Here is a 24,323-nt window from a genome sequence, read left to right on the forward strand (position 1 = left end):
GGAGGAAGTTTAACCATGTCTGATGCTGCAATTCTTTGTGTCGATGATGAGGCTTCAATTTTGAAGGTGCTCAAGGAACAATTGAAACGGCACTTCGGCAATCAGTATGTCTATGAGGTAGCCCAAAGTGCTGAAGAAGCCTGGATTGTGATTGATGAGTTAGAACAGGAGGGAATCAAAATTCTCACGATTGTCTCCGATTGGCTGATGCCAAATATCAGAGGAGATGAGTTCTTGGCTGAGGTGCATCGACGATTTCCTGATGTGGTTACTGTGATGCTGACTGGACAAGCGGATGAAGCGGCAATTGAGAGAGCTAGACAAAATGCCAATCTTTTTGCCTGCATCTACAAACCCTGGACTGAAGAAGAGTTGTATCAGGTTGTTTGTACAGCGTTAGGTGAATAGGTAATGCGATCGGTAATTGTTTGTGTTGATGATGAGTGGGATATTCTTAGGAGCTTGGGTAATCAACTCAAGCGCTGCTTTGGCAAAGATTATGACATTGAACTTGCCAATGGAGGAGAAGATGCCCTTTTGCTCTGTGCAGAATTGACTACAGGAGGAAAAGACATTGCTCTAATCATTTCCGATCAGAAAATGCAGGGTATAGAAGGGGATGTTTTATTGATTAAACTCCATGCTCATTATCCCAAAGCGCTAAAAATCATGCTGACTGGGAATGCTGATGCTAATTCTGTTGTAAAGGTGGTGAATGGAGCTGCCCTATACCGATATATTTCTAAACCCTGGGATGCAACCGACCTGATTTTAACCGTTTCGGAAGCCTTACGACGTTTTCAGCAAGAGCAGCAATTAGCCGAGCAAAATGAATTGCTCAAGAAAACCAATAACAAGCTGAACAGTTCTTTGGCATTGCTGTTAGCGACCTTAGAGGCCACAGCCGATGGCATTCTGGTGCTTGATGATGCTGGAAAGGTTGTCAGCTTTAATCAAATGTTTGCTAGCATGTGGAACCTTTCAGACTCAGATTCAACTGCTCATGAAGACGATCTGCAAGATATCATCTTAGACCAGTTAATTGAGCCCGATGCCATTATATTTCAAGCATTGTTCGCCCAAGCTAACACGGAAAAGCGCGATGTTTTGAGATTAAAAGATGGAAACATTATTGAGTTTTTTTTGCGACCTCAACAGCTTATGGGTGAAACTGTCGGTAGGGTCTGGAGTTTTCGGAATGTGACTCGGGAAAAACAAACAGAAGCAATAATGAAGCATCAGGCATTGTATGATGCTCTCACTAACATCCCGAATCGGATCTTGTTTAATCAAAAATTTGCTGCTGCATTGAGCGATATTACGGACGGTTCAAGCCTCTTTGCTATTATGTTTTTGGATTTAGATCTGTTTAAAGAAGTGAATGATACGTTAGGTCACTCAATAGGCGATTTCTTGTTACAGGAAGTTGTCAAGCGTTTTAATGGTTGCCTCAGACCAACAGATGTGCTGGCTCGTTGGGGAGGGGATGAGTTTGTACTACTCCTACCTCAAATCCACTGTCGGGAAAATGCCAGTGAAATTGCGCACAGATTCATTGAAGTACTTCAGCCTGAATTTCTTCTAGAAGGACATAGTGTACATGTAACGGCTAGTATGGGAATTGCTGTGTATCCTCACGATGGTTTAGATAGTAGCACATTACTCCGAAATGCTGATGTGGCATTGTACCAAGCAAAAAAAAGTGGACGAAATAACTATCACTACTATTGTGCTGACTCTACAGTCTCAAATTAAGTCTTGCGCGTTTTGCGCGATCCAAGACTGGATTGCAAAACCCTGTTGCCAATTGATTTGCTAGTGCAATACGTTTATGCAACATACAAAGCCCATCTTTCTGGTTGGATTTGGATCGTTGTATAAACGCTCGTTTGTGCAACGATGGAGACCTCGATAGGAATGGGGCCATTTCCATTGTTTCAGGGAGCAAAGAAAAAGGCTGTGATGCCATTCGCAGTACTTTAGATTATTGTCAGAGGTAAAATTAGGGCGTTCTGGGGAGTATTATCTCTCTTTTATCACTTTCGCCGGAGTAAAATAGGAATAAAGGCTGAAACTAAGGAGGGGGCTATGACAGCGCCTAGAGACCCCAAACCAACAGTTAACTTTATCGACGTTTATTGTGCGTACTACCAAGACCTATTTCCAGAAGTAAGAAGTTTTGAAAATTTTAAGGCTCTGCATTTGGGAATGCTTTCAGAGCTAAAGCGCAAAACACTGCCTGAAATTGCAAAAGTTGCTGGATTAGATAATTCTCAGTCATTACATCATTTTTTAACTGAATCTCCTTGGGATGTTGAAGACTTAAGACATCGGAGATTAAATCGAATCTTACAAGTTTTAGAAGGTCGTTCAATCATTAAAATGATTGAAGAAACTGGCGGCCCGAAGGCAGGGACATCCACAGACTATGTCAAACGTCGATACCTAGGAAATTTAGGCAAAATTGATAACGGGATAGTTGCCGTAACAGCATATGGCATAATCGAAGAGATGACTGTTCCTCTGACATTTGAAATCTATAAGCCACACGAGAGACTAAAACCAGGGGATCGATATAAGACGAAACCTCAGATAGCATCAGAGATGATTCGAGAGTTGCAAAAGATAGGGTTTAAGATTGAATTAGTCCTTGCTGATAGCCTGTATGGAGAGAGTAATAGTAGTTTCATCCGTGTTTTAGACGAATTCAATCTAAACTATAGCGTAGCGATTCGAAGTAATCACGCAGTCTGGATGCCATTGGGAAAGGGAGTCAGATCTAATAAGTGGAGAAAGTTTGACCGAATTTTCTCAAACGGGAGAACGGAGCTTCGTTATATTCGAGAGATCGTCTTTGGCACTCGTAGCACAAAATGTTACTGGCAAATAGCAAGCGATTCTCTAACTTTGCCTGAGGGTTCAACCTGGTGGGCGATGACAAAAATTCCAGGGATAAAATACAAAGAAATTGGTAATATTTTCGGCTTAAGGACATGGATTGAGTACGGACTGAGGCAAAGTAAAAATGAGTTGGGGTGGGCAGATTTTCGTCTGACTGAATATCCACACATTCAAAAATGGTGGAAAATCGTATGCAGCGCTTATCTTCTAGTAAGTTTGTACTCAGAGCACTTAAATCAAGGTCAAAGAATTATACAGAGGGTATTTTCAGAACACCCCTGGTGGAATGAGAAAAAAGGGTGGAAGAATCTACTTAATAATTGGAGTTTAGACTAAACAGGAAGTACGTTCACGAGAAAGTAACTCGAAAGCATTCAGCATTCGAGACCGAGAATCAAAGGGAAGAAGTTTAAGGTTTAGGCTGCTGTATCAGCCGTTTCCTTGGGCTTGGCAAACCTTTTTTTGACCGTTGGACAGAAAGGACGACGGCTCCTAGGTTTACCTGTAGGCCAACCAAGAGACTTTCCACGAGGTTTCGGGTCAGAGGCAGGAGAGCCAATCCTAGCTAAAAGTGAAGCAAATGAATTTGCAATGCGTCCTGGGGTCAATTTGGTCATGGGTTTGTGCCAGGGCAAAGGGGAATCTTCCACGACCTCACGAGCGAGCCATAATTGCCAAGTGAGCAACGGCATTAGGTCAGACCAAGTTTCCATCTGTTTTGGGGTAGACAGTTGAGGCACCGTCCAATGGAACCGTTGTCGAACAAATCGATACCAATGCTCAATGGCAAAGCGACGCAGGTACTTTTGCCAGATTTGACCCAGCACAGCCTTCTGTTGTCCCATCCAAATCAGCCACAACGGTTTTGAGTCAGGGGCATCAAGTCGTTGAACCAGAATCAGGTCAAAGGGAGCGTCGGCAGCTTGTCTTAAATGAAGTGCTTCCCATCGACGCACTTTCACTCGTCCCAATTTGGGGTCGTGGGTCGTCATCTCTTCTTGAGCGACTGTCCAAGTATCGGGCGCTTGGAGGCTAAATTTTGGGCCATGTCGATGGGGTCTGCCCTTCCCCTGATAGGGCTGTGGGGCATGATAGAGCACTCGATTCGGTCGTAACCTCAGCAGCTTGTCGCAGGGGATGTCTGCGGTCTGTTTGAGAAAGGGGGCACACCCATACTCTCCATCTCCTAAGAACAGGACATGTCCTGGAATTTGAGCGCAGACTTGGCGTAACTGAGTTGCGGCTTTGCCAAGGGGGGTATCAAAGCTGGTGATCCGTTCATGGCGCAGGGGTAAAGCCCAACTGCCTTGCTCCTGGGGTATCCAGGCGATCGTGCTATACCCCTGACCGACGGCAACGGGTTTGCCTCCAGACAGCACCGATGGTTGGTGTTCATAGGTAGGGCTTGCTGAAAAAGTCATTTCAGACTGAGATTGGCAACGCGATCGCCAATTCAGACATAGCTGGATATGAATGCTCAGTAATGGACACAAAGGACATCGATTCTCCCATCGTCAGCTGAGCGGCTTCGTCACGCTCCATCCCGCCATGAAGGACTTGCAGACACAGATCGAAAAGCCAAAAAAGCAAGGCTAAGAGCCCAGCGAGCCAACGCTCCAAATTGAGCACGAGAAACGTAATCGCAATGGCACTTTGAGCCGTGTGGGCCAATTTCGCCATCACCCGTGCCAGAGAAAAGCGTCGCTTGGCCTGACCAAACTTACCTTCAATCCAGACCCGGACTTTCTCATCTTGACGCGCCTGTCGCTTGAGTTGAGCCTGCACCGATGGGTCTTGCTTCGGCCTGCCCAAAGGCGGGCCACTCAATCGGATACCACGCGCCTTACACCAACTGCGATTGGCGCGAGTGCGATAAATCTGGTCGGCATGAACCGACTCGGGATAGCAGCCAAACCGAGCCCGATAAGCTTCCACCTGGTCTTGGAGATGGGTCGACTCATTGAAATTGTCCCAACTGAGCCGGTCTAGAAACACACAGCCGTTGATACAACTGACCGATAGCTTTGCACCAAACTCCACGGGCACGCCTGCTTTGCCACGCACAATGGGCCTCACATGGGGCTGGGCGATGCTCACAATCCGGTCATCGATGCGACGGATGTTGGCGTCAAACATGGCTCGTTGTTGCCTGACGACTTCAGTGATGACCAACAGCAGGCGATACTGACGCCGACTCAGTTGTGCCAAGGATGCCCCAGCTGTTATGAGGATATCAATATGCTTGAGATTGCGACCCAGATAGTTGAGTTGCTGACGAATCCCTTTTCTCCTGAGTTGACGGCTGGGTTTTCGTTGCTTCGAGATGGATAGATACGCTTTGCGCGCGAGCTTTCGGTAGGTGCGAGGCTTGGTCTTAAATTGGTCGCTCACTTGGACGTAGAGGGCATCTAGGATGGCTTCGCTCTGCTCTCTAGCCTCATTCAATAAGCTCAAGTCGCTCGGGTAGCGAATATCCGCAGGGGCACAGGTCGCATCTAAGATGAGCTGCCCTTGATTGGGGGAGGGTGGCTCATCGTCATCACGGTCTGATTCAGATGCTGCTTCACTCGATACCGCCATCTGTGATTCAGTAGCTTCTGCCACTCCTTGCATCTTCTGCACGACGGCTTCGTTGACCTGACCCACTAGCTCCAGACTCAGGCGTTTGCGAAAGTGAACCAACAGGGATGAGTCAAATGGCGCTTCATCCCGATACTCGCTAAATCCCAAGAAGTACTGCAAGTATGGGTTCTCGCGGATCTGCTCCACGGTCTCTTCATCGCTGGTGCCGAGCTTCTCTTTGATGATGAGGGTTCCCAATGCGACTCGAAACGGTTTGGCTGGTGCGCCCATCGTGGCACTAAACTGGTCGGCATAACTCGCTTCTACTGTTTCCCACGGGATGAGTTTAGCCAGCTTTACCCAGCGATTGTCACGGGACAATTTGCCGCCGAAGGGCAGGTAGAAGTTCTCAAAGGACAGTTGGCCTGGGGGTGAAGTCCGATACATGCCGACTCAAGTGCAAGGGGTTTGACTATTTTTCGCCTTTTTTCTTGCACTTTTCAACCCCCTTGTTCGGACAGATGAACTGTAATCCCTACGTTCTATACTTTTTCAGCAAGCCCTAGGTACGGTCTTGGAGCGTTTTTGCATAGGGCCGTGACCACGCCGTATGGTCTCCTGCCAGAACCACCACTTCTGATGTAGGGATGTGCCGCACACATTCTTTCATCAAGGCTTGACGCGAGGGCCGACCATCTTGGAGCGCTTCATAGATGCTCGGCCATTCTCGACGAAAGACGGGACTTAATGACAGCTCTACGAAGGATGCAACGCTCCGGGTTGTCAACACTGCGTCCATCAAATCGAACAGCGCATCCCTCCCGTTTCCCAATAACAGATAGGTGCGATGGCGAAATATCTCAAGATTCTGCAAACTGGTCATGATGAAGCCGATATGTTTTCCAACTTTCAGCTTCTATCATCGAGTGGTCAGTCTTCTTCGGCTGACCGCTTTTCCTTCCTGTTTAGTCTAAAGTCCAATAATAATTTACGACTGATTATTCAGCCTTTTGTCTATTTTAATCTGATGAAGCCCTGGCAAGAAGTATTTCCAATTCCTCACTTGAAAAGTGTTTTTTTCTCGACTCACTTCTCTGATGAATCGTTTTGCTAACCGTATTGTGCCTCTCCTTTTTGTGCCAGAATTCGTATTTTCCTCTGCCTAGAGTGATAAAAGAGAGATTATGAAGAGCAGTTGTATTCAACATCAATTCAAAGAATGCCAGTAACTGATAACAACCTCACCCAATCCCTCATCACCCTGAAATCCCAGTACGAGCGATCGCTCGTGGAAGCAATCACGAATGCCAGCCACCTCCGAGAACAGCTTTCGCACGTCAACGCCCTGCTGCTGAATCAGCTATTGTCCAGCAAGGGAGCGTTGCCCCAACTGACTCAAATTGAAGCAGGTGTTTCGGTCGCTCAAGCGATCGCCCTAGCCCCTGCCCAATCCCTAGCTCCATCCCCAGCGATCGCAGAGGTATCCACCCCCGCTAGAAATAGCCCGAAGGCTAAAGCCCATCCTCTCCCGTCCAAAGCAGGTCCAGAATCAGTAGGCAAACGCAGCCCTCGCCCGCTGCTGCCTGCCTATCGGGGGCTGACGCGATTGCAGGCGATCGCCCGGCTATTGCAGACCACCCCCGGTCGAGATATGACGGCAGATCGAGTCAGCGAAGGACTGTTTGGTCCGTTGAGCGCAGCAGAACGTAAAGTCGAACGCAAAAGCTTGAATACCCAACTGTACAAAGGTCAAAGTCTGAACCTCTGGCAAAAGGGGACCGTTCCTGGCACCTTCACGATCGGCGCTCCGAACCCTCGCGACAGCGTCCAACCCGCTCCCAACTCCAAAGCGCCCGCCGCAAAAGCCAAGGCTCCACCAAAGACAATCACTAAGCGAACGTCGCTACCACTATTGCCCGCCTATGCCGAGCTGACGAAACGAGAGGCGATCGCCCAGATACTGGGTCAACATCCAGGCGAAGTGTTGCACCACGACACGATTATCCAGTCGCTGTACGGAGATCTCAGTCCTGAAGACCTCAAAGAGGAGCGAATTAGAATTAAGTCGGTCTTATTTGCCGGAGTGAAAGATGGGAAATGGCAAAAGGCTTCCGCACCATCCAGCTATTTTCTAGGAGAACCAGCCGCCGCTGAGTCCAAGCGTCCGGGGCGAACACCGAAGGAGCCAATACCCCCAGCCTGGACCAGTGGCTGAAGTGGCGAAAGCTCCAGCCTCTGCTAAAGCCAAGGTGGCAAAGCTGAAGCCAGGGCGTAAACCTGCGATCTCAAAAGCGAAGACATCGCAGAAGGCGGCGCGACCCAAACGACGTGAATTGGAGTTAGTCGCACTGTTGAGGAAGGCGGATATTCAGGTTTAATTTGTCTGATTAAGTCGCAATGAAACTTGACATCTCTCCAACCCTAAAGGGACGGGAAATGTCAAATTTAAGGAACTACCGTCGTCTGCTGGTTCTCAATATCGCTTTGGGGAGACAGTTATTCTTACCAGGACTAAGCGAATGTACGTTGTACAAACCACAGCAACCCGATTAGGACGATACCAGCAGAAATCCAGCGTCGGAAATATGGTTCCCACGGCATTTTTCGAAGCTGGCGCAATCCCAAAAACGCGATCGTAACGATCGCGACTTGACCTATCTCTACTCCTAAGTTGAAACTCGCTAACGATAAGGCGAGGTGGACGCGCGGGATATTTATCTCCTGCAAAATTCCAGCAAACCCGAGTCCGTGAATCAGTCCGAAGCCGAAGGCGAGTTGCCAGCGTCCCTTCACACTTTTACGCCAGAAGTTCTCGGCGGCAACATAGACGATCGTCAATGCGATCGCGCTTTCAACCCATTGCGGCGGAAGACTGACTAAATCTAGAACCGCTAACGATAGGGTCGCAGAATGGGCCACTGTGAAGGCTGTCACCATCTTGAGCAGAGACTTCAACCCTCCCCCCAGCAGAAGTAAGCTGACGAGAAACAAGATGTGGTCGTACCCAGTAAGGATATGTTCGATTCCTAGCCCTAGAAAGCTCCAAATCTGCTGCCAAGCCGAGGGCTGCAATGAAAACTCGCGATTGTCGGGAGAGAACACAAACGTTTGGATTCGCTGGTCTTGCCGAATTGTCGCTAAGCAACTAGCGGTCGAAACCCCTGGTAGAAATAGATTGTAGTTGACGGTTAGTGCTTGAATCGGCTGAGTCCAGGTATAGGTGAGCCGCAAGGTACTATGAGTGTCTGGGGCTATCGGTAGGTTCGTCGGCAGAGTCGCCTGAGCGGATGGCTGAGCATCGAATGGTTGAACGCTCGTTAAAGTGCCGTCTCGATCGTTGCGACTGACGAGACGGATTTGCTCGCTCAGGAACTTCTGGAGCTGGGACTGATGGGTACGAACCTCACTTGCCGATAATTTTCCATTGCGATCGTCGTCTGCGAAGGCAGTCAATCCAGTCGGAAACGTGAGTGTGAGGTCAGATTTTGTTTGACCCACCACAATTTCAGCTACAGAAAGGTCTGCCCAGTGGGACTGGCTGGGCGTTGCTGAGGCTATCCAGAGCAACAACGCACCCAGAAATGAGAGAAGACCTAGCTTTAAATATTGCAACCATTGTGCCTTCATTAGATTCGCCTCACAGTTGAGCATTCGGAGCGGATTCCAGTCCCAATCCCGCGATTCGTCGCGCTCGATCGTCGAACGTGGGATCGGTCTGGAGAGCAGCTTGGAAAAAGGTATTTGCTCGATCGACGTTGCCTAATTTCCGTTCGATTGCCGCCGCTCGATAGAACAGTGCCGCATCGCGAGTTCCCCACCGGAGCGCCTCTCCCATGGCTTGTTGAGCCTCGCGCCCGCGATCGAGCCGCAACAATGCCCAAGCGAACGTACCTAGCGTTTCAGGATCTTTCCGCAGCCGGACTTCTGCCTGCATCAGGGAGAGAGCTTCAGCCGCATCTCCGGGGAGATCGCGCTCTAGCAATAAATGCGCGAGTTCTCGCCTGTGTCCGAAGTTGCTTCGATCGAGATCTTGCCGCAGTTGGGCTTCCGCCTGATTTTGGAGTTCTCTCGCGCCAGAGCGATCGCCCTGTAACTCTCGTAATTGCGCTCGACCTCGCAGGACGATGCGATCGAACACTCGAGCCGTCGAGTCCTGGGACGTTGCCAAAACTTCCGAGTAGTGGCGCTCTGCCGCTGAATAGTTCCCCAGCCGAGTTTCGAGTTGCGCCAGATGCACCAATGCCAGCGGGTAGTGCGGCAGAATCCGCAAAGCTTCTCGATACAACTGAGCCGCCTTGCGAGAATCTCCTCGCTGAAAGTAAAGCCGACCGAGTAGCGTTCGCGTATGAGCCGAACTGGGTGCATCTCCGGCTTCTTCCGCCGCTAGCGCCTGCCGGAAATCCTGAATCGCGTCTCGATCCTTCCCCTGTGTCGTTTTGACTAAGGCTTGCAGCGTCAGCGTCCCTGTCGTCGGAATGCGATTGACTAAAGCCTCTGCAATCTGACTGGCTTCTTTCACGTTGCCCATCGCCAGATTTGCAGTTACTTTCTGCGCCAAAGCCTCCTCATGATTGGGCTGCGATCGCAAAACGCCATCCGCCAGCCGAATTGCTCCGGCAAAGTCGTGTTTTGCTTCGGCGATCCGCGCGAGTGCTAAAGCAGCTCCTGGGTTGTTAAAGGGTAAGTTGGTCAGAGAGCGACGGGCAGATTGTTCTGCCAGCAGATACCAACTACTTATTCCAGTCAAGCGAGCCATTTTTAGATAAGCGCTTGCAAGAGAAGCAAGATCCAACCCATCGGTCGGATTGCGGGCAACCCGCTTTTGATAGAATGCAATTTCTTGCTCAACTGCCGCAGATCCGGTTGCGCTATCCAGAGAAGTCCGAGCAAAACGGTAGCGATACGGGGCTTCAAGTTGTGCTTGTCCTAAACTACCGATCCACGAGCGCATCTCTGACGGATTTACCGCGAGCGCTATGCCTGTCAAGGGTAATGCGATCGCGATCGGCAACCAAAATCGGCTCTGAAACTTCAGCTTGCGCTTCAAATCGCAGCTTCTAATTGATTTCATGTGATGTCCTCCAGAAAGAAAGTCGCGATGCTAGTTCGGTAACGCTAGGTAGGGGAAATCTGCGGCCAGCGGATCGTGTCCTTGGGAAGGATTGCCCGGAGTGCCCTCGTAGGAAACGTTATCGGAAGCCTGGGGATTGTTGGTCAGAACTTGCAGCGTCGTATCCACTACATCGTCTTTTAACATCCGGCCCGTAATCGGGCTGAGCTTAGCGTTTACAGAGTTTGCGTCGGCCCTGTAGCCGCTGGGCTTTGCGGTATCGATCCGCATGACATCGGGCAAAAACGCACCCGCTAATGCTGCTACTCGATCGTCGTTATTTCCCAGTGCCTTTAGCGTTCTGACTGCTTCAGCCCGCACGGGAGCTGCCGCATTACTCAAATCTGCGCTAGGCGGAATTTGATTGAACGCATTCAGAAAATCATTCGTGAAAATCAAGCCTTCATTGATTGCTGGACGCGCTAAGCGCTCGAATTGCTGAAACCTGCCGATCGAGGCAAGCTTGCCGAGCTTTCCGGGAATAGAAATGCCGGGGACGGAAATGGTTTGCCAAACATCGAAGGTTTGAGCAGACGTGTCTCCCTGCAAGAACTTAATCGGCACTCGAACTGCGATCGCATTCACGTTGTATCCCGTGGCAAAATCGACTGCTTTGTCTGGGGGACGGAAACCGACCTGGGGACCGATGTTCAGAAGTCCTGCTCGAACTCGGAAAAATTGCTCCACATCGAAGAAGAACGGATCTTCCCGCAGACCCGCAAACACTGCCAGGTTTGCATCTCCCAAAGTCAACTGATTGACGATCGGTGCAGCACCAGGATCGGTATTCAGCGGCGTAGTGCGAAGGGTATTCCGACTTTCGATCGCACGACCGTCTCGAATGGCAGTGACTTTAATCGCTTGCTGTCGATCGGGGCTAGGCGGGCTAAATTCGAATCGCAGCACCACATCTGCTTTTCCGGTCGGGGTTTCGTCATTGTTCGCAACGCGCGCGACATTGAACTCATAGCGGGCATTGTTACTGAAATAGTATTGCTGCCGAGCTACCGAGCGCGGGTTTGTATTCATCACGAAGACCAGATCGGTGTCGGCAGCATTCGGATTTTGGTCTTTTTCTCGAAAGACGTATAGGTCAGTCAAGTTGAGGTTTCGACCTTTGGTATCGACCTCGCCGTCATCGTGGTCCGATGCTCTGAGCGATGTCGCCGTTATGCCCATTGCCCCAAGCAAACCAATCGCAAGAATGCTCAATCGTGCAATATGTTTTACGTTCATGGCTGTCATTTTCCACATCAGTAAGCAAGCAATTCAATTGCAGGTAGGACGGCAAAGAAAAACCGTCCTACCCTTTCTCAACAACTCCTAGCGAGTTGAATTCGCGATCGCTAAGCCAATAAGATCGTTTCTAGGAATGGTTCCAATCTGCTTAGCGGTTCCTGCATTTAAGTCGATGGCGTATAGCGTCGATCCAGAGACGGCAAAGGCATTATTCGTGCCCTTCGCATCCGTGAAGACATCGAATCCACCTTTTGGGCCGAAATCGACACCGAGTCCATTGCCAATGGTTTTCAGTTGTCCTGTCGCGGGCGGATCTTGCAGCGCTAGGACATCCAGAGCTGAATCGATGCCGTACAGTTTCGTCGCAGGCGCTTTGGCAATGTTGTTGTCGTAAGCGGCGGCTGTGATGTTGGGATCTTTGCCAGCATTGGGATCGCCAGCAATGTAAGCCAAGTTGGTCTGGCGAGTTGCGGTCCCAGCATCCACATCGATCGAGAAGTTTTGGTCGTCGCTGCCATTAAACCGCAGACGGTCGAGTTGCGGATTGAAGTCCAATCCCGACTTTTGCCCTTTGTTTGCACTGCTGGAAAGGGTTACAGGCTTGCTGGCTACGCCTGTATTCGGGTCGATAATGTAAACCATGTCCGTATCCGTCACACCATAAAGCTGACCGTTCGCGGGACGAAAATCGATTCCAACCAAATTGCCATCGACTCTTTTGACCTTTATCGGTTTACCAATATTCAGCCTGCGGCTCTCAAAACGAACGAGGGTGTTATTCGGAGCCAAGCCAATAAAGCTAAAGCGGTCGATCCTTGATTCTCCTGATAATTGAGGCTGAGATTCAGGTTGTTCGGCAGGTTGGGGTTGCGGAGCTTCAGCAGGTTGCTCGGCAGGTTGCTCGACAGGTTGTTCGGCAGGTTGTTCGGCAGGTTGGGGTTGCGGAGCTTCAGCAGGCTGCTCGACAGGTTGCTCGACAGGTTGCTCGGCAGGTTGCTCGACAGGTTGTTCGGCAGATTGCGGCATAGGGGTTTCTTGAGCAACAGTTACGGTGGCGGCAAGACTTGCAACACCGACCAAGACAGTAGCCGCGATCGCCGAGAATCGAATCTTCATGGGAGAGAGTTCCTTAATAGAATCAACAGACATAATCTGTATGAATTCATTGCTCACTTTCCAGACCGAAACCTGCCCAAACGGCGATCGCTCTTTGCCCACTTTTGAATGGGTCGCTTTTTGTAAAGAGATCTAAACGTTTTTAAATCCAAACCTCATGCATGCATCCACATTGGAAAAGCTGTCGTAGATCCTTTTATCGGACTGGCGCACATTTTGAATATGAGGTAGGTAATGCGATGCCGTTTTCTCTGTCAGAACGACTTCAAATCGAGCGCGATCGCTGGTTTACCGGACGCACTCAGGAATATGCCCTATTTCAGTCTGCCGTACGCACTCTATTGGATAGCGATGACAAGCAAAAATGCGAACTCCCCTTTCATCTGCTGTATGTATTCGGGGTTGGCGGTATCGGTAAAACCACCCTGCTGCGGCAATTTATTCGCTTCTGCGATACCGTTTCCATCCCATCGATTTATTTGGATGCTCGCAATCTAGAGCCTTCGCCCCAAGCATTCATGGATGTATTGCACGATGCGCTAGGCCGATCTTCATCCGAAGGCTCTCTTGAGTCATTAGCCGCTCAACTGAGTCGAACTGTTCTCCTCATCGACACGTACGAAACGCTAGAACCAATTGACGAATGGTTCCGCGAAACGTTTTTGCCTTGCCTGCCCATGAATACCCCGATCGTTCTTGCAAGTCGGCTGTCTCCGGGAGCAGCTTGGCGAACGGATGCAGGGTGGCGATCGCTCATTAAAATCGTGCCGCTCCGTAATTTGAGTCCGAGCGAAAGCGAAAGCTATCTGGCGCGCCGACAAGTTCCGATCGCAGATCGTCAAGCGATCCTAAACTTTACCCACGGACATCCGCTCGCCCTTTCTCTGATCGTAGAGGTGTCCGTCCAGACCGAAGATTCTTTCAGTTTCCAGACCGAACCCGAAATCGATATCGTCAAAACATTGCTGAAACGTTTCATCGAGGCAGTCCCCACTCCCACCCATCGTCTGGCATTGGAAGCCTGCGCCCTAGTCCGAATTTTAACGGAAGCGCTTTTGCAGGAAATGTTGCAACTCCCCGATGCGCACGACTTATTCGAATGGTTGTGCGGCTTGTCGTTTATCGAATCGAGTCCGATGGGGCTTTTTCCTCACGATCTCGCCAGAGAAGTGTTGATGGCAGATCTGCGCTGGCGCAATTTAGGATGGTATACCGAACTCCACGATCGCGCTCGCGCGTTCTATATTTTTCACTTAGGGCAAACGCAAGGGCAAACGCAGCACCATCGCGTTTTGTTCGACTATATTTTCTTGCATTGGAATAATCCGTGTGTGCGGCAGCGCTTCAGTTGGCATGAAAACACGCGTCTCATTTCAGATACAGTCCGAAAAGCCGACCGAGAAATCCTGACTCGAATGGTGATGGAGCATGAGGGAGAAACCTCTGCTCGGATTTTGGCGCATTGGTTGAATCGTCAACCGCAAGGGGCGATTGCGATTCGGAACGATCGACGACAGATTACAGGATTTGTCATGTTGGTCTCGCTGGATCGAGCAATGCCAGAGGATATCGAAGTAGACCCAGGTGCGAAGGCGTGTTGGCAATATCTAAAACAGTACGCGCTTTTACGCCCCGGCGAAGGCGCAACCCTCTTTCGGTTCTGGATGGCTGACGAAACGTATCAAGGTGTTTCTCCTACTCAAAGCCTCATTTTCATCAACCTAGTTCAGTACTATCGCAACACGCTAGGACTGGCGTTTACCTTTATCCCCTTTGCACAACCCGACTTCTGGCACGAGATGTTCGCCTATGCAGATTTCACTCGTCTATTGAAAGCAGATTTCGAGGTTGAGGGAAAAAGCTATGGGGTCTACGGACACGATTGGCGAGTGACGCCACCTGCCGCATGGCAAGCTCTGTTAGCCCGTCGAGAGATTGCAGCAATCAGCGAGGAAATCTCAGTCGCTGCATCGTCTCGGTTGACTGAACCCCGCGAATCTCTTTTAGTTCTGAGTCAATCCGAATTTACCGAAGCCGTGCAGTCTGCATTTCGTCAGTTTTCATCTCCCGTAGAATTGAGCAAAAATCTGCTGTTGCGATCGCGTCTCGTCGTTGAAGCAGCATCCATTCAAACCCATCCTGCCCCTACCCCCGTTTCAGTGCTGCAAATGCTCCTTCGGGAAGCCGCAGAATCGCTCCAGTCTTCTCCCCGCAAAAGCAAGCTCTACAGCGTGCTGCACCGTACTTATATACAGCCAGCCGCAACTCAAGAAGCCGCCGCCGAAGCATTAGATATTCCGTTTAGTACCTATCGCCGCTACCTCAAAGCTGGCGTCGATCGAGTCGCAGAATTATTATGGATCCGCGAAATCGGTTTTAAGACGTCCTTTCCGCCCTTGAACTACTGTGGCGGAAGTCCCCCGGAGATTTAGGACGGGGCTGTCGTCGTTCTCAGAGACGCTGCTCGGTTTGTTGCTTCGCGCGGTTGCAGCGCAGTATTCAGCACGAGTACGGCACAGCACGCGTGGTGGAGTACGTAATTGCTCGCACTTCCCAAGAGCAGTTCGCTAATTCCCGTCCGCCCGCGGCGGCCCATGAGAATTAAGTCTGCACTCCAATTTTGGGCAAACTCGCAGATTCTTTTGCCAGGATTTCCATAGAGCTGACAGAGTTCGGCACTCACGCCAGCCGCCTTTGCCGTTTCAATATCGGCTTCGAGTTGCCGCAGGCTCCGGTTTTTGAATTCAGCCCATTCTTCACGATATAGATTGAGCTGCGGTTCCGTTAGAGCTGCATAGAAACCGCCAGGATAGGCGGGGAGCTGATAGCCAACGCTATCCTCAAATGACAGCACGTTGAGCAATCTCAGTTGAGCGCCCATCATTTTTGCTAGGGAAAGCGCTTCGTCAAAAACGGGGCTAGAAGGTTCGGCATAGTCTAGTGCAACTACAATTTTGTGAAACATATCATTTGCCTCAATGTGGATTGTTTCGCGCAAACGATTCTAGTCAGGAAGTCTTTTGACCTTCTGCTTTTTCGATTTCTAGTAGCGTTTTGAGGACTGAGTCTGGATTTAAGCTGATCGAATCGATCCCTTGTTCCACTAAGAAATGGGCGAATTCTGGATAGTCGCTGGGGGCTTGCCCGCACAGTCCGATCTTGCGCCCGTGTTGTTTGGCCGCAGCGATCGCCATCCGAATCATGTGCTTGACGGCATCATTGCGCTCGTCGAACAACTCGGATACCAAAGCAGAATCGCGATCGAGCCCGAGGGTAAGCTGGGTCAGATCGTTGGACCCAATCGAAAATCCATCGAAGACTTGGCAAAACTCCTCCGCCAAGATCGCGTTGCTCGGTAGCTCGCACATTACGTAGAGTTGAAGGCCATTTTGCCCGCGAACCAACCCATGTTTCTCCATTTCAACCAGAACGCGTTTGCCTTCTGCCGGGGTACGGCAAAACGGAATCATCAAAATGACATTCGTCAAGCCCATCTCCTCCCGCACGCGCTTCATGGCCTGACATTCTAGGGCAAAGCCCTCCCGATAGCGATCGCTGTAGTAACGAGACGCGCCGCGCCAGCCGAGCATCGGGTTTTCTTCCTGCGGCTCGAATTGCGCGCCGCCGATGAGATTGGCATACTCGTTGCTCTTAAAGTCCGACATGCGTACGATGACGGGTTTTGGATAAAAGGCAGCGGCAATCGTGCCAATTCCGTAGGTCAGTTTGTCGAGGAAGTAATCTATTTTTTGCGAGTAGGATGCGGTTAGTTGTTCGATGGTCTGTTGGGCGATCGGATCTTCCAACTCGTCGAAGCGGGTCAGGGCCAGGGGATGCACCCGAATCTGGTTCGCAATAATAAACTCCATCCGCGCCAGCCCGACCCCATCGTTGGGTAAATTGCAAACCCGAAAGGCTTCCTGAGGGTTGCCAATATTCATGAAAATCTGAGTGCGGGTTCGCGGGAGTTCGTCCAACGTCACGTCTTCGACTTCAAAGGGAAGCAGATCGGCGTAGACCTTACCTTCTTCGCCCTCAGCACAGGAAACGGTGACATCTTGTCCGGGTTGGAGCAAAGTTGTGGCTTGCTCGCACCCCACAATGGCCGGAATGCCCATCTCCCTGGCGATGATTGCGGCATGGCAGGTGCGTCCGCCCCGATCGGTCACGATCGCGCTGGCCTTTTTCATGATGGGTTCCCAATCGGGGTCCGTCCGCGACGCGACCAATACGTCGCCCGCCTGAAAGGTCTGCATTTGGCTGACGTTTAAAATTTTTCGCACCTTCCCCTGCCCGATCGCCGAGCCGACAGCGCGTCCCGTCACGATCGGTGCGGGTAATTTTGACTGGGCAGGTACCGTCAAGCGGTAGGTTTTGAAACTATTTTCTATTTTTTGAGATTGAACGGTTTCGGGTCTAGCTTGCACGATGAAAAGTTCCCCGGTCTGCCCGTCCTTTGCCCATTCGATATCCATGGGCGTCGGGATGCCGCGAACTCGGGAGTAGTGTTCTTCGATCGAGCAGGCCCAAGACGCAAGCTGGAGGATATCCTCGTCGCCGAGGGCAAATTTTTGACGATCGCCCAGTTCGACGGAAATATTTTTCGTGAGCTTCGAGCCGCCCGCGTCGTAGACCATCGCGATCTCTTTACTGCCGAGCCGCTTGTCCAAGATAGAGCGGAAGCCTTGTTTGAGCGTCGGTTTAAAGACCAAGTATTCATCCGGATTGACAGCCCCCTGCACCACATTCTCGCCCAGACCGTAAGCTGCCGTGACCAGGACGGCATCCTTAAATCCGGTTTCGGTATCGATGGAAAACATCACGCCTGAGGTTGCCAGATCGGAGCGCACCATTTTCTGAACGCCGACGGATAGAGCGATCTCGAAGTGGTCGAAGCCCCGCATCTGACGGTAGGAAATGGCGCGATCTGTAAATAAAGAGGCAAAGCACTTATGGCAGGCTTGGAGGACCCCAATTTCGCCGTGTACGTTCAGATAGGTTTCCTGCTGCCCCGCGAAGCTCGCGTCCGGCAAATCTTCTGCCGTCGCGCTAGAGCGAACTGCTACATCGGCATTTTCTCCGTACCGCTGACACAGGTCTTGGTAAGCAGCGGCGATCGCTCCTTGAAGGTCTTCTGGGAATGGGGTGTTGAGGATTAAGTCTCGCGCTTGTTGGCCCACTTGGCTCAAGCTCTGGACATTTTCAGTATTGAGATTCTCAAACAAGAGACGCAGCGGTCGTTCGAGTCCCGCAGTTTGAATAAAAGTCCGAAAGGCGTGGGCCGTGGTTGCGAATCCATCCGGCACCAGAATGCCCTTTGAGGTCAACTGCTGCAGCATTTCGCCTAAGGATGCATTTTTGCCCCCCACCAGCGGCAGGTCTGCTATTCCTACGGCATGCAGGGGAATGACAAGCAAGGTTTCTTTAACTGCGTTAGGGATGGATTCAATGGCTGTCCTCTGTGTCATGCGGTCTTTTTCTCCAAAGTTGGGATTGAAGAGATCGACGAACCCTTGCAAGCAAAGCCCCACTTTGATGGGGGCTGGGAATGCTTGCGTATCTAAACCCTAGATACTACTGAAGATACTACTGATATAAATGTAAAACTTGAGGAACTTGTGGGGGAATTCTGCTCGACTCAGTATGACAAAATAAAGCTACAGGATACAGACCATTCACTTAAAACGGGTTACTTCGCCAGTATGGCCTATTGTCTATCGCGATCGCAGGCGATCGGTCTCGGAATGGGTTTAGTCGGTTTGACGACGAGCTGCGCGACCCATACGGTGACCGCGCCTTCGCCGTCCCCGCCCGCACCATCCCCGCCCGCACAATCCCCTGCCGTGCAGGTCCAGACCCCAGCCGCAGATGCGCCCAAACAGCCCGTCGCTAAAACGCCTTTACCTTCAGCTTCAGGGTCGCCTGCATCTGGGGCAGTCGCGGATCTAAATCCGGCATTACTCAAAAAAATTCGCAAAAATCTTTCGGAAAAGGTGGCGATCGCCAAGCAGGATACAGGCAAAACCTACCTCAGTAGCTTATTGCTCTCCCAACAGGCCGAGAAGCTGGTCCAAGGAAAATTCACGAGCGACCTCAAACGATTGGCCGCAGACGTCCCGATCGAAACAGAGGAGTATCGTCTGGAAGTGCGCCAAGCCGATGCTTCTAAAGCCATCATGGTTGCTCTTGCCAAACAGCCTGGTTTTGCAAGCTATACCGGAGCCGTCCATGCAGTGGAGGGCGGCATTCCCGTGACGAGTATTTGCAAAACCAACGTTCCCTCTCAAACACCGCCCGCAGCGCCGAAATTCACCTACTCGACGTTTATGTGTCCTCCAGGGTCCTCTTCTACAAACTAGGAGAGCGTGCCAAGTTGCCCTTTAATGTCCCTTGAACATACGGAATTGAAGCCCTTAAAACCAAGTTGAGATTTCCTTAAGATCTTCTTGAGAAAACGCGACTTCCGTTTCGACGACCTCTTCGAGGCGCGGCAGCGGAGTTGAGTTAGAAACAGGATTTTGGAGCACTTTTCCCAGTGCTTGAGAAACCGCAGCCTTGATGCGATCGTTAAATTCTGCTAGACCTCGCTCGTACTGAAGACCGATCCCTTCCTGACTGGACGCGTAAAGTGGGGGCACGCGGTTGAGCGCGTAGGTTGCCACTTCAATGCGGTTAATTTTCTGCGCTTCGGTTTGCGAATAGCTGCAAGTTTGCAGATCGATTTCGTTATCGATCAAAAGCTCCATTACATTTTTATAGCTATTGGCTTGGTACATATTCTCCCTTTGCCCAATTTCAGCAACGGACTGCATTTGTCTGTGAATTTGCTTATAAAACAGAATGCCCCAAAATTTTAGATTTTGAACGACCCCCAATATTAGGCATCGGACGCGAGGAGATCGAGAGTGAGCTAGGATAGCGATGCTCCTCTACCTCAGGCCGTCTGGCGCGTTTTGTCCGTATGAACTCCCTCGCCTCCCTACTCAGTTCAGATCGTTTGCGCCAATGGTGCGTAATGGGTGCGATCGCGGGCGGGATCGCCATCAACACCCTCTCCAATTTCTTTCCGCTGAACGGATTGAATGTGGGGCAGCTCTCCAATCAACTATTCGGTGCCGTCCGCATTATTCCGGCAAACTACGCCTTCGCCATCTGGGGATTTATTTATTTGGGGCTGATTGCCCTAGGACTTTACCAACTGCAACCCCGTCAGCCGCAAAACTCTGCGCTCGGGCGGGGCGGGTGGTTGCTGGTCATGGCCTCTGTCGCGCAGATCGGCTGGATTTATCTCTTTCAAGCACGCTTGTTCGCGCTGTCCACCCTTGCCATGGCGGGTATCTTACTGCCCCTAATGGCACTCTACCGACAGCTAGAGATCGGCAAACGAACGGCCTCTCGCCAGACGCAATGGTTGGTGCAGTATCCCATCAGCCTTTATCTCGCCTGGATTAGCGTCGCAACTGTAGTGAACGTTGCCATTGCCCTTTACAGTCTTAACTGGAACGGTTGGGGTATCTCCCCTGGCGTGTGGGCGACGATGATGGCGCTGGCGAGTGGGGCGATCGCCGTTGCGGTCGCCATCCGCCATCGCGACCCGGTCTTTCCGTTGACGATCGTATGGGCCTTGGTGGCGATCGCCCTGCGTCACGCGGACATTCCGCTGCTGGCCGCTACCGCCGCTGCTGAGGCGGCAGGTTTAACAGGGCTTGTCATAGCTCAACGTCTCAGACCTCAGCGATTGGAAAAATAAGAATACGTCAGACGAGAGACCGTTTGGACGTAATCGCGACCGCGCGGGTCGTCGTAGGGTCGTTTCAGCATCACTGCCGCAATATATTGCCTGCCGTTGGGCATGTAGATAATGCCAGCATCGCCGATCGCAAAGCCAATGTCTCCCGTTTTGTGGGCAATCTGAGCGCTGGGGCCGATGCCCGGAACCAGCAAGCTGCGGGTACGGCACGTTTTGAGGATGGCGATCGCTCGTTCTTGGCTGCTATTGGAGAGAAAGTTACCCTTGGCGAGCTTGGTCAACGTCAGGGCCAGATCGTGCGCGCTGACGGTATTCGTGCCCGACAGGTCCGGCAGCCAATTGCGGATGGCGGTGTCTTGCAGTCCCCAACTTTTAAAGCGCTGATTGAGAACCCGCGCTCCGCCCAGGCGCTTAATAATCATATTGGTTGCGGTATTGTCGCTGGTTTCAATCATCTTGCCGACGGTGTATTTGGCCGAATAGGACGACCAAGGCGCTAGGTCTTGCATGTAGCCCGAACCCGATGCAATCAGCTCGGGCCGCATGACCAGTTTTTCCGTCAGGCTGACTTTACCTGCGTCCACATCCTGAAAAAAGGCGATCAAAATCGGCAGCTTAATGACGCTGGCGGCAGGAAAGGCTTTGCCGCCGCCAACGTCGGCATAGTCCCCCGTACCGAGGTCTAAGACAAATAGGCTGGGACTGACGACCGGATAGCGACCCTGCACTGCGGCAAGGCGCTGCTGCAGCCATCGTAGTTCTCGGCCTACGGGCAGCACGCCGCCGATGCTGCCACTGCGGACTAGGTCGGGATGGACGGTTGGCACTGCAACGGGGGCTTCCAGCTGCAGTAGGCGATCGTTCCCGCTATTTTGTCCCGGCTCCGGCAGCACTAAAGACCAACTGCGTCGCGAATTCGCCTGTACTCTAATGCGTTCGGGGTTGACGGCATAACCAGGATCCAACTCGACGACTAAGCGAGTGATGTACGCATTAAACTGCCCAATCCGCAGCGATTTATACTTGCCGCTGAGGGCGCTCAAGATTTTGGGGCGTTTCAGTCGAATGCCGGGGAGGTCGATCACAACGCGAGTCGGGTCGCCGATTACCTTTGCGACGGGTCGGACTTCTGCATCAGTTGTAAAGCTGAGGCGATCGGTGTGGGGGTCGAATTTCCAAGAAGTGAGGGTGTTGGCGGTTGCGGGCGGCAAGGCAATGAAAAGGGCACCCAAAACCGACGTTGATAGGTATCTCAGCTTCATGAAAACTTCTCCATAAGAGGAATCGTTAATGATTGACCGCAGGGCGATCGAGCAGCTTGCACTCTGGCCCTCTCAACACTTTAATCAGTACGGGCGTCTTGTCAATCTTAATTTTTGCCCAGTTGGATAGATTTCTAAGAGTTGTGCGAGAAATCTACTGCTGCAACAATCTCAGCATATTTTGGACGGACTGATAGAGTGGACCTTCTGTAATGTTTGCTTTTTGAAAGAGGGTTACGACGGTTCGGATATCGGCAATCGCTCCTTGTTTGTCTCCCATTCCTAACCTTGTATTGGCGCGACGAACGTAAACAGTTGCCGTATTGATGTTGTTGGGATCTCGATCGATCGTCGCACTCAACAATCCTTCGGCCTTCTTAAAGTCCTCAATCGCCCCGGAAAAGTCCTTGAGGGATTGCCTTGCGAGTCCGCGAGTTTGGATTGCATCAGCGTAATCTGGCTTCAGGGCGATCGCCTGATTCAAATCCAACAACGCCCGCTGCGGATCGCCAGCCTGGATATAAAACTCGCCGCGATTGTAAAAGGCCGCAGCATTTTTAGGCTGTAGCTCGATCAGTTGGCCCATATCGGCGATCGCCTTGGGCAAATCTTTGGTGCGGGCATAGGCCAGCGCCCGTCCCATATAACTTTGGGCAATCGTATTTAGATCGGTTTTGCCAGGAATGTTTGCATTAATGGCGGCAGTCCAATCGGCGATCGCCCCATTGAAATCTCCTCCCCCAAACTTCACCAGCCCGCGACTCATGTATAGCAAAGCCTGATAGGGCGAAGCCGCTGGAATAAACGTAATGGCCCGATCGAGGTCTGCCAAAGCTGCCGGAGATTTACCCAACGCCGCATTCATCGTGCCGCGACCGATATAGCTAAAGTAGTCGTTGGGCTGTAGTTCAATGGCTTTGCTGTAGTCTCTCAAAGCAGCTTGATAATCTCCAGCGCTAAACTGCGATCGCCCGCGCTGCATGTAGGTATAGTAGTTGGGTTTGAGGGTGATGGCCTGGGTATAGGCCGCCGTTGCGGGAGCATGTTGCTTGGACTGAAACAGTAAATCGCCCCTCAGCGCATGCAAGAGGGAATCATCGGGCTGGATTTGAATGGCCCTATCAATAGCCGCAATGGCCTGGGGATATTGCTTCATCTGCTCTAGCATTTGAGCCTGCATTCGCCATGCTTCGTAGAACCGAGGTTCAATGCGAGTGGCGGCCTCGAACGCGGCGATCGCTTCAGAAAACCGATCTTGGGCCGAAAGCGCCATTCCTTTAACAAAAAAGGCTTGATGGAAATTTGGTTTGAGCGCAATGGCACGATCTAAAGCCACCACCGCTTCCTGGAACCGACCTAGCCGCCACAAGCGATTCCCGTACTTTAACCAGTCAAATGCCGTTGCGGAGTTGTCAGAAGGCTTTTCTAAACGATTAAAATCCAGCACCGCCTGAATTGCGCTCTGATTCATCGCGGGCGGGACTGTATTTTCAACCTTGAGCAGATTGGGACTGACTTGAATTTGGGACGCCAACCCTAAAAAGGTATGAATGGGTACCCCCAAACTGCGGCCTAAATACGTAGGGAAAACTTCCCCGCTGCTCTCATCTGTTTCCAGCTTTGTCTCCGATGCATTGTGAATGCCAATGACTCGGCCTTGCCGATCTAACACTGGCCCGCCGCTCATACCAGGTTGAGAAAACGTCGTGTAGACCAGCTCTCGACCGCTTGCCATCGAGTAGGCATTTTGAGCGGCAAAAATTGTGGTGCTGGCTGGAAACACAGTGCCCACAGCGAGCTGACGCGAAGCGCCACCGCCGCCTGGGAACCCAGATAAAAAGGCAAGGGGGCGATCTTCCAGGCCAATGTAGTAATTTGCTAAAGTCGCGACTTGATAAGCTTTTGGACTTGCGAACCGAACAACTGCCAAGTCAATGCCTTCTAATTTTTTAACCATTCCAGCATTGACGGGATATTTCTGCCCATCAGGAGCAGTTATGGAGTAGTTATCGGGTTTTGGAACGACATGCTCTGCGGTCAGGACATAATAAGTCGTTCCTTGCTGAGCCACAATGACGCCAGATCCCGTCCCGCTTTGCTCCGATTCAATCCGTACCGTAATCTTTGCAGCAACTCGATCGACGGTCTCAACGATTGAGGATTGCGCGAGCAGGAATGAAGGATTGGCGTTTGATGCGACCAGTGGATGAATTGGCGCAGACCTCAGTTGAAGAGGCTGAGATAGGAGCATCCCAGCATTCATCGCAGTCAGCATTAATATGCTGCCAACTGGAACGTGCCATGAAAACAGTGAGACCATTTGATTTCTCGTTCTGAAAGGAGTGGAGCGATCGCAAACCACACCAAAGAATGATGGCGAAAC

At 51.2% G+C, this 24,323-nt stretch carries 19 protein-coding genes; 7 read left to right on the forward strand and 12 right to left on the reverse strand.

The annotated features are described in order from the left end of the window. Positions 1–15 precede the first annotated feature (15 nt). The 3 genes from R6H26_RS20115 to R6H26_RS20125 all read left to right on the forward strand — a co-directional run bounded on the left by R6H26_RS20115 (position 16) and on the right by R6H26_RS20125 (position 3,237). On the forward strand, positions 16–408 hold the full coding sequence (locus R6H26_RS20115) for a response regulator (RefSeq protein ID WP_404784982.1): 393 nt from the start codon (positions 16–18) through the stop codon (positions 406–408). A gap of 3 nt (positions 409–411) precedes the next feature. Next, positions 412–1,755, forward strand: coding sequence for a diguanylate cyclase domain-containing protein (locus R6H26_RS20120; protein WP_404784984.1), 1,344 nt, complete (start codon positions 412–414; stop codon positions 1,753–1,755). Positions 1,756–2,208: 453 nt separating this feature from the next. Next, positions 2,209–3,237: an IS701 family transposase gene (locus R6H26_RS20125; protein WP_404791391.1), complete on the forward strand. Its 1,029-nt coding sequence runs from the start codon at positions 2,209–2,211 to the stop codon at positions 3,235–3,237. 80 nt (positions 3,238–3,317) lie between these two features. Here the strand turns inward: R6H26_RS20125 and R6H26_RS20130 are convergent, their stop codons facing one another. From R6H26_RS20130 to R6H26_RS20140, 3 genes are all read right to left on the reverse strand, one after another. Then, on the reverse strand, positions 3,318–4,322 hold the full coding sequence (locus R6H26_RS20130) for a transposase (protein ID WP_404784986.1): 1,005 nt from the start codon (positions 4,320–4,322) through the stop codon (positions 3,318–3,320). A gap of 1 nt (position 4,323) precedes the next feature. Then, entirely contained in the window at positions 4,324–5,910 is a 1,587-nt protein-coding gene (locus R6H26_RS20135; protein WP_404783413.1) for an IS5 family transposase, read from the reverse strand. A 115-nt stretch (positions 5,911–6,025) separates the two neighbouring features. Continuing rightward, positions 6,026–6,346 (reverse strand): hypothetical protein, encoded by a 321-nt coding sequence (locus R6H26_RS20140; protein WP_404784987.1) that lies wholly within the window; start codon positions 6,344–6,346, stop codon positions 6,026–6,028. Between the two features lie 336 nt (positions 6,347–6,682). On the opposite strand from R6H26_RS20140, the gene R6H26_RS20145 reads away from it, so the two are divergent. After that, positions 6,683–7,678, forward strand: coding sequence for a helix-turn-helix domain-containing protein (locus tag R6H26_RS20145; RefSeq protein ID WP_404784989.1), 996 nt, complete (start codon positions 6,683–6,685; stop codon positions 7,676–7,678). 296 nt (positions 7,679–7,974) lie between these two features. On the opposite strand, the gene R6H26_RS20150 is transcribed toward R6H26_RS20145, so the two are convergent. The 4 genes from R6H26_RS20150 to R6H26_RS20165 all read right to left on the reverse strand — a co-directional run bounded on the left by R6H26_RS20150 (position 7,975) and on the right by R6H26_RS20165 (position 12,961). Beyond that, the gene (locus R6H26_RS20150; RefSeq protein WP_404784991.1) at positions 7,975–9,090 is read right to left on the reverse strand and encodes a HupE/UreJ family protein; all 1,116 of its coding nucleotides are present in this window, start codon (positions 9,088–9,090) and stop codon (positions 7,975–7,977) included. Between the two features lie 10 nt (positions 9,091–9,100). Beyond that, positions 9,101–10,534, reverse strand: a complete 1,434-nt coding sequence (locus tag R6H26_RS20155) for a tetratricopeptide repeat protein (RefSeq protein WP_404784993.1) — start codon at positions 10,532–10,534, stop codon at positions 9,101–9,103. A gap of 30 nt (positions 10,535–10,564) precedes the next feature. Continuing rightward, positions 10,565–11,809, reverse strand: a complete 1,245-nt coding sequence (locus R6H26_RS20160; protein ID WP_404784995.1) for a DUF4331 domain-containing protein — start codon at positions 11,807–11,809, stop codon at positions 10,565–10,567. Positions 11,810–11,896: 87 nt separating this feature from the next. Beyond that, complete coding sequence (locus R6H26_RS20165; RefSeq protein ID WP_404784997.1) at positions 11,897–12,961, reverse strand: DUF4394 domain-containing protein; 1,065 nt, start codon at positions 12,959–12,961, stop codon at positions 11,897–11,899. Between the two features lie 206 nt (positions 12,962–13,167). On the opposite strand from R6H26_RS20165, the gene R6H26_RS20170 reads away from it, so the two are divergent. Then, a complete protein-coding gene (locus tag R6H26_RS20170; protein WP_404784999.1) occupies positions 13,168–15,360 on the forward strand; it encodes an ATP-binding protein in 2,193 nt (730 codons plus the stop codon). Here the strand turns inward: R6H26_RS20170 and R6H26_RS20175 are convergent. Continuing rightward, the gene (locus tag R6H26_RS20175) at positions 15,357–15,893 is read right to left on the reverse strand and encodes a universal stress protein (RefSeq protein WP_404785000.1); all 537 of its coding nucleotides are present in this window, start codon (positions 15,891–15,893) and stop codon (positions 15,357–15,359) included. The two genes, R6H26_RS20170 and R6H26_RS20175, sit on opposite strands and share 4 nt — an antisense overlap. Before the next feature lie 43 nt (positions 15,894–15,936). Further along, positions 15,937–18,396 (reverse strand): phosphoenolpyruvate synthase, encoded by a 2,460-nt coding sequence (gene ppsA, locus R6H26_RS20180; RefSeq protein ID WP_404785001.1) that lies wholly within the window; start codon positions 18,394–18,396, stop codon positions 15,937–15,939. Positions 18,397–18,630: 234 nt separating this feature from the next. Here ppsA and R6H26_RS20185 point away from each other — a divergent pair, with 234 nt between their 5' ends. Then, positions 18,631–19,287: a type IV pilin-like G/H family protein gene (locus R6H26_RS20185; protein ID WP_404785003.1), complete on the forward strand. Its 657-nt coding sequence runs from the start codon at positions 18,631–18,633 to the stop codon at positions 19,285–19,287. Between the two features lie 54 nt (positions 19,288–19,341). Here R6H26_RS20185 and R6H26_RS20190 read toward each other — a convergent pair whose 3' ends face one another. Next, a complete protein-coding gene (locus tag R6H26_RS20190; protein ID WP_404785005.1) occupies positions 19,342–19,740 on the reverse strand; it encodes a late competence development ComFB family protein in 399 nt (132 codons plus the stop codon). A gap of 149 nt (positions 19,741–19,889) precedes the next feature. On the opposite strand from R6H26_RS20190, the gene R6H26_RS20195 reads away from it, so the two are divergent. Continuing rightward, on the forward strand, positions 19,890–20,678 hold the full coding sequence (locus R6H26_RS20195) for a tryptophan-rich sensory protein (protein ID WP_404785006.1): 789 nt from the start codon (positions 19,890–19,892) through the stop codon (positions 20,676–20,678). On the opposite strand, the gene R6H26_RS20200 is transcribed toward R6H26_RS20195, so the two are convergent. Then, on the reverse strand, positions 20,660–21,940 hold the full coding sequence (locus tag R6H26_RS20200) for a serine hydrolase (protein WP_404785008.1): 1,281 nt from the start codon (positions 21,938–21,940) through the stop codon (positions 20,660–20,662). The genes R6H26_RS20195 and R6H26_RS20200 overlap by 19 nt on opposite strands. 154 nt (positions 21,941–22,094) lie before the next feature. Continuing rightward, positions 22,095–24,260 carry a tetratricopeptide repeat protein gene (locus tag R6H26_RS20205; RefSeq protein ID WP_404785009.1) on the reverse strand — a complete coding sequence of 722 codons (2,166 nt, stop codon included), beginning with the start codon at positions 24,258–24,260 and terminating at the stop codon, positions 22,095–22,097. Positions 24,261–24,323 lie beyond the last annotated feature (63 nt).

This window comes from Altericista sp. CCNU0014, assembly GCF_044923475.1.
Classification (GTDB): Bacteria; Cyanobacteriota; Cyanobacteriia; order Thermosynechococcales; family Thermosynechococcaceae; genus JAAURS01.

What these genes read in the sequence shown, in the direction of transcription:
- R6H26_RS20115 (WP_404784982.1), top strand. Translation starts at nt 16, where the DNA reads ATGTCTGATGCTGCAATTCTTTGTGTCGATGATGAGGCTTCAATTTTG.
- R6H26_RS20120 (WP_404784984.1), top strand. Translation starts at nt 412, where the DNA reads ATGCGATCGGTAATTGTTTGTGTTGATGATGAGTGGGATATTCTTAGG.
- R6H26_RS20125 (WP_404791391.1), top strand. Translation starts at nt 2,209, where the DNA reads ATGCTTTCAGAGCTAAAGCGCAAAACACTGCCTGAAATTGCAAAAGTT.
- R6H26_RS20130 (WP_404784986.1), bottom strand. Translation starts at nt 4,322, where the DNA reads ATGACTTTTTCAGCAAGCCCTACCTATGAACACCAACCATCGGTGCTG.
- R6H26_RS20135 (WP_404783413.1), bottom strand. Translation starts at nt 5,910, where the DNA reads ATGTATCGGACTTCACCCCCAGGCCAACTGTCCTTTGAGAACTTCTAC.
- R6H26_RS20140 (WP_404784987.1), bottom strand. Translation starts at nt 6,346, where the DNA reads ATGACCAGTTTGCAGAATCTTGAGATATTTCGCCATCGCACCTATCTG.
- R6H26_RS20145 (WP_404784989.1), top strand. Translation starts at nt 6,683, where the DNA reads ATGCCAGTAACTGATAACAACCTCACCCAATCCCTCATCACCCTGAAA.
- R6H26_RS20150 (WP_404784991.1), bottom strand. Translation starts at nt 9,090, where the DNA reads ATGAAGGCACAATGGTTGCAATATTTAAAGCTAGGTCTTCTCTCATTT.
- R6H26_RS20155 (WP_404784993.1), bottom strand. Translation starts at nt 10,534, where the DNA reads ATGAAATCAATTAGAAGCTGCGATTTGAAGCGCAAGCTGAAGTTTCAG.
- R6H26_RS20160 (WP_404784995.1), bottom strand. Translation starts at nt 11,809, where the DNA reads ATGAACGTAAAACATATTGCACGATTGAGCATTCTTGCGATTGGTTTG.
- R6H26_RS20165 (WP_404784997.1), bottom strand. Translation starts at nt 12,961, where the DNA reads ATGTCTGTTGATTCTATTAAGGAACTCTCTCCCATGAAGATTCGATTC.
- R6H26_RS20170 (WP_404784999.1), top strand. Translation starts at nt 13,168, where the DNA reads ATGCCGTTTTCTCTGTCAGAACGACTTCAAATCGAGCGCGATCGCTGG.
- R6H26_RS20175 (WP_404785000.1), bottom strand. Translation starts at nt 15,893, where the DNA reads ATGTTTCACAAAATTGTAGTTGCACTAGACTATGCCGAACCTTCTAGC.
- ppsA (WP_404785001.1), bottom strand. Translation starts at nt 18,396, where the DNA reads ATGACACAGAGGACAGCCATTGAATCCATCCCTAACGCAGTTAAAGAA.
- R6H26_RS20185 (WP_404785003.1), top strand. Translation starts at nt 18,631, where the DNA reads ATGGCCTATTGTCTATCGCGATCGCAGGCGATCGGTCTCGGAATGGGT.
- R6H26_RS20190 (WP_404785005.1), bottom strand. Translation starts at nt 19,740, where the DNA reads ATGCAGTCCGTTGCTGAAATTGGGCAAAGGGAGAATATGTACCAAGCC.
- R6H26_RS20195 (WP_404785006.1), top strand. Translation starts at nt 19,890, where the DNA reads ATGAACTCCCTCGCCTCCCTACTCAGTTCAGATCGTTTGCGCCAATGG.
- R6H26_RS20200 (WP_404785008.1), bottom strand. Translation starts at nt 21,940, where the DNA reads ATGAAGCTGAGATACCTATCAACGTCGGTTTTGGGTGCCCTTTTCATT.
- R6H26_RS20205 (WP_404785009.1), bottom strand. Translation starts at nt 24,260, where the DNA reads ATGGTCTCACTGTTTTCATGGCACGTTCCAGTTGGCAGCATATTAATG.